The sequence below is a fragment of the Galbibacter mesophilus genome, assembly GCF_023721415.1.
GTDB lineage: Bacteria > Bacteroidota > Bacteroidia > Flavobacteriales > Flavobacteriaceae > Galbibacter > Galbibacter mesophilus.
Window position 1 is genome coordinate 1 of sequence record NZ_JAMQVC010000007.1, and the last position, 5,376, is coordinate 5,376.

2 tRNA genes and 3 rRNA genes are annotated in these 5,376 nt (G+C 52.2%); all 5 read right to left on the reverse strand.

Annotated features, from left to right (window positions below):
* Position 1: 1 nt before the first annotated feature.
* A 5S ribosomal RNA gene (gene rrf, locus NDQ75_RS15855) occupies positions 2–111 on the reverse strand.
* 197 nt (positions 112–308) lie between these two features.
* A 23S ribosomal RNA gene (locus NDQ75_RS15860) occupies positions 309–3,138 on the reverse strand.
* 248 nt (positions 3,139–3,386) lie between these two features.
* Positions 3,387–3,460 (reverse strand) — tRNA-Ala (locus NDQ75_RS15865).
* 130 nt (positions 3,461–3,590) lie between these two features.
* Positions 3,591–3,667: transfer RNA gene (locus NDQ75_RS15870), tRNA-Ile, on the reverse strand.
* A 176-nt stretch (positions 3,668–3,843) separates the two neighbouring features.
* Positions 3,844–5,363, reverse strand: a 16S ribosomal RNA gene (locus NDQ75_RS15875).
* Together the 16S, 23S and 5S rRNA genes with 2 tRNA genes alongside form the textbook arrangement of a ribosomal RNA operon.
* Between the last annotated feature and the right edge of the window lie 13 nt (positions 5,364–5,376).

Here is a 5,376-nt window from a genome sequence, read left to right on the forward strand (position 1 = left end):
AAGAAGGCGGCGACCTACTCTCCCACAAGGATGTAGTACCATCGGCGCTGGCGGGCTTAACTGCTCTGTTCGGAATGGGAAGAGGTGAGCCCCGTCGCTATAACCACCTTAAGTCTTGGCCATGTGCGGGAAGCTTTGGGCGCTGGGCGCTTACGGCTTATTGCATACGGCGTCCGGCATCAGCCGGACAAATAAGTTAACATAATGGGATAGAAAGATATGGATGTAGACGGTCAAGTAAAGGAACCGCAACGGTAACTGAAAAGAGTCTGCGCCCCCTTTCCCTTGCATGCGGAAAGGGGACTGGCGTACATAAGCCTACGGGCTATTAGTACCACTCGGCTGCGGACATTACTGCCCTTGCACCTGTGGCCTATCAACGTGGTCGTCTCCCACGGCCCTTTAAAGAAATCTCATCTTGTGGCGGGTTTCGCGCTTATATGCTTTCAGCGCTTATCCCTTCCCGACATAGCTACGCTGCAATGCCCCTGGCGGGACAACAGCTGCACCAGCGGTCGGTCCAACCCGGTCCTCTCGTACTAGGGTCAGGACCACTCAAATTTCTAACGCCCACTGTAGATAGAGACCGAACTGTCTCACGACGTTCTGAACCCAGCTCGCGTGCCACTTTAATGGGCGAACAGCCCAACCCTTGGGACCTTCTCCAGCCCCAGGATGTGACGAGCCGACATCGAGGTGCCAAACCCCCCCGTCGATGTGAGCTCTTGGGGGAGATCAGCCTGTTATCCCCGGCGTACCTTTTATCCTTTGAGCGATGGCCCTTCCATGCGGAACCACCGGATCACTATGCTCTACTTTCGTACCTGATCGACTTGTAGGTCTCTCAGTCAAGCCCCCTTGTGCCATTGCACTCTGCGCACGGTTACCAAGCGTGCTGAGGGGACCTTTAGAAGCCTCCGTTACTCTTTTGGAGGCGACCACCCCAGTCAAACTACCCACCACGCACTGTCCTTCCATAGGGAAGTTAGGCTCCGAACAAGTAAAGGGTGGTATTTCAACAATGACTCACACATACCTGGCGGTACATGATCAAAGTCTCCCACCTATCCTACACATCACTTGTCCAAAGTCAATACGAAGCTATAGTAAAGGTGCACGGGGTCTTTTCGTCCCACAGCGGGTAATCGGCATCTTCACCGATACTACAATTTCACCGAGCTCATGGCCGAGACAGTGTCCAGATCGTTACACCATTCGTGCAGGTCGGAACTTACCCGACAAGGAATTTCGCTACCTTAGGACCGTTATAGTTACGGCCGCCGTTTACTGGGGCTTCAGTTCAATGCTTCGCCGAAGCTAACATCTCCCCTTAACCTTCCAGCACCGGGCAGGTGTCAGGCCCTATACATCATCTTTCGATTTAGCAGAGCCCTGTGTTTTTGATAAACAGTCGCCTGGACCTTTTCACTGCGGCCACGCCAAAGGCGTGGCGACCCTTCTCCCGAAGTTACGGGTCCATTTTGCCTAGTTCCTTAGCCATGAATCTCTCGAGCGCCTTAGAATTCTCATCCCGACCACCTGTGTCGGTTTGCGGTACAGGCCGCACGGTTCGCTTTTCTTGGAAGTCGGTCCGCTGGATTATCACCGCGGCCGGGGCCTTGGTGTACTATCCCGTCCTTAAAAGACGGTTCAACGTGCTATTCCGTCAGCACGCACCAACTTTCCGCCTCCGTCACTTTTAATACCGTGCAGGTACAGGAATATTAACCTGTTGTCCATCCACTACCCCCTTCGGGTTCGCGTTAGGCCCTGACTGACCCTCAGCTGATTAGCATAGCTGAGGAAACCTTGGTCTTTCGGCGTGCGGGTTTCTCGCCCGCATTATCGTTACTTATGCCTACATTTTCTTTTCCAACCGGTCCAGCAAACCTCGCAGTTCACCTTCAGCCCAGATTGGAATGCTCCCCTACCACTAATTAAATTAGTCCATCGCTTCGGTGGTATACTTATGCCCGATTATTATCCATGCTCGATCGCTCGACTAGTGAGCTGTTACGCACTCTTTAAATGAATGGCTGCTTCCAAGCCAACATCCTAGCTGTCTGAGCAATCAAACCGCGTTTTTTCAACTTAGCATACACTTGGGGACCTTAGCGGATGGTCCGGGTTCTTTCCCTCTCGGACATGGACCTTAGCACCCATGCCCTCACTGCGCACAAACATTTTACAGCATTCGGAGTTTGTCGGGAATTGGTAGGCGGTGAAGCCCCCGCATCCAATCAGTAGCTCTACCTCTGTAAAACTATGTGCACGCTGCACCTAAATGCATTTCGGGGAGTACGAGCTATTTCCGAGTTTGATTGGCCTTTCACCCCTACCCACAGGTCATCCCAAGACTTTTCAACGTCAACGGGTTCGGGCCTCCACTGTGTGTTACCACAGCTTCACCCTGCCCATGGGTAGATCACACGGTTTCGCGTCTACTACTGCTAACTATGGCGCCCTGTTCAGACTCGCTTTCGCTGCGGATCCGCACCTGAAGTGCTTAACCTCGCTAGCAACAGTAACTCGTAGGCTCATTATGCAAAAGGCACGCCGTCACACATAAATGTGCTCCGACCGCTTGTAAGCGTATGGTTTCAGGTTCTATTTCACTCCCTTATTCAGGGTACTTTTCACCTTTCCCTCACGGTACTGGTCCACTATCGGTCTCCCAGGAGTATTTAGCCTTGGCGGATGGTCCCGCCGGATTCATACAGGGTTTCACGTGCCCCGCACTACTCAGGATACTGCTATCGGTAACGGTCTTTTCTTGTACGGGACTATCACCCGCTACGGTCTGTCTTTCCAAACAGTTCCAATTCATTACGCACCGAACATCGCAGTCCTACTACCCCGACATTGCCGTAACAACATCGGTTTGGGCTGTTCCGCGTTCGCTCGCCACTACTGGCGGAATCACTCTTGTTTTCTTCTCCTCTGCCTACTTAGATGTTTCAGTTCGGCAGGTTCGCCCACCTTGCGGTGTACTATACCTTCAGTATAGTGGGTTGCCCCATTCGGATATCCGCGGATCACATCGTGTGTGCCGATCCCCGCGGCTTTTCGCAGCTTATCACGTCCTTCGTCGCCTCTGGGAGCCTAGGCATTCCCCATACGCCCTTACATAGCTTATTGTACTTTTTGCTCTTTCAATTCTGTTGCGTGCACATGTGCGGCCGTGCAGCCGTACATGCGCACCTATTTTTAAGATTCTTTTCTCTATAGTCTACTTCGAACGTACTGCCAAACGGCAATACATTCTCGTATCTCTTTATCCCAATATGTCAATGAACGTTTGCAACCCTGAATCCATTTCAGGGTCTCTTCCTGGTGGACTTAATGCCCAACCCGAAGAGGTACCGAAACGAGTTCGGCACTTTCAGTGGAGAATATCGGAGTCGAACCGATGACCTCCTGCGTGCAAGGCAGGCGCTCTAGCCAGCTGAGCTAATCCCCCAATTTGAAATTCAGAATTACGAATTCAGAATTACGAATTTAGAACCCCAGCTTCCAGAATTTCCTTTCAATATCTTTTTAATGAACTTTCTCCGCCCCATGGCAGCATTCATGTGCCGCCGCCCGGACCTTGGTAGTCTCGGGCAGACTCGAACTGCCGACCTCTACATTATCAGTGTAGCGCTCTAACCAGCTGAGCTACGAGACTGTTTCTTTTTTTTAGTTCAAGGTTTTAATGTTCAAAGTTTATAAAGTTTTGCTTTTTTTAAAAAGCATCCAACTTTTAACTTTTAACATTTCAACTTTTAACTTATTTATTGACAGCGTTAAGCAAAACCATTCCTCGTACCCCTCTTATCGTTAAGGACTCGGCAGTTTCTCTAGAAAGGAGGTGTTCCAGCCGCACCTTCCGGTACGGCTACCTTGTTACGACTTAGCCCCAGTTACCGGTCTTACCCTAGGCAGCTCCTTGCGGTCACCGACTTCAGGTACCCCCAGCTTCCATGGCTTGACGGGCGGTGTGTACAAGGCCCGGGAACGTATTCACCGGATCATGGCTGATATCCGATTACTAGCGATTCCAGCTTCACGGGGTCGAGTTGCAGACCCCGATCCGAACTGTGACCGGTTTTATAGATTCGCTCCTGCTTGCGCAGTGGCTGCTCTCTGTACCGGCCATTGTAGCACGTGTGTGGCCCAGGACGTAAGGGCCGTGATGATTTGACGTCATCCCCACCTTCCTCTCGGTTTGCACCGGCAGTCCCGCTAGAGTTCCCGACTTCACTCGCTGGCAACTAACGGCAGGGGTTGCGCTCGTTATAGGACTTAACCTGACACCTCACGGCACGAGCTGACGACAACCATGCAGCACCTTGCAGTCCGCCCGAAGGAAAGGGTGTTTCCACCCCTGTCGGACTGCATTTAAGCCCTGGTAAGGTTCCTCGCGTATCATCGAATTAAACCACATGCTCCACCGCTTGTGCGGGCCCCCGTCAATTCCTTTGAGTTTCATTCTTGCGAACGTACTCCCCAGGTGGGATACTTATCACTTTCGCTTGGCCACTGAGCCCGAAGGCCCAACAGCTAGTATCCATCGTTTACGGCGTGGACTACCAGGGTATCTAATCCTGTTCGCTCCCCACGCTTTCGTCCATCAGCGTCAATCAAGTAGTAGTGGCCTGCCTTCGCAATCGGTGTTCTGAGTAATATCTATGCATTTCACCGCTACACTACTCATTCCAGCCACTTCCTACCAATTCAAGGTGCACAGTATCAAAGGCAGTTCTACCGTTGAGCGGCAGACTTTCACCCCTGACTTATGCACCCGCCTACGGACCCTTTAAACCCAATGATTCCGGATAACGCTTGCACCCTCCGTATTACCGCGGCTGCTGGCACGGAGTTAGCCGGTGCTTATTCGTACGGTACCGTCATCGGGGCACACGTGCCCCTTATTCTTCCCGTACAAAAGCAGTTTACAACCCATAGGGCCGTCTTCCTGCACGCGGCATGGCTGGATCAGGCTTCCGCCCATTGTCCAATATTCCTCACTGCTGCCTCCCGTAGGAGTCTGGTCCGTGTCTCAGTACCAGTGTGGGGGATCTCCCTCTCAGGACCCCTACCTATCGTTGCCATGGGGCGCCGTTACCGCTCCATCCAGCTAATAGGACGCATGCCCATCTTTTACCGCCGAAACTTTAATTGGAGAACAATGCTGATCTCCAATGCTATGGGGTATTAATCCGGATTTCTCCGGGCTATCCCCCCGTAAAAGGTAGGTTGCATACGCGTTACGCACCCGTGCGCCGGTCTCAAAGGGAGCAAGCTCCCTTCTACCCCTCGACTTGCATGTGTTAGGCCTGCCGCTAGCGTTCATCCTGAGCCAGGATCAAACTCTTCATCGTTGATCGTTAAATG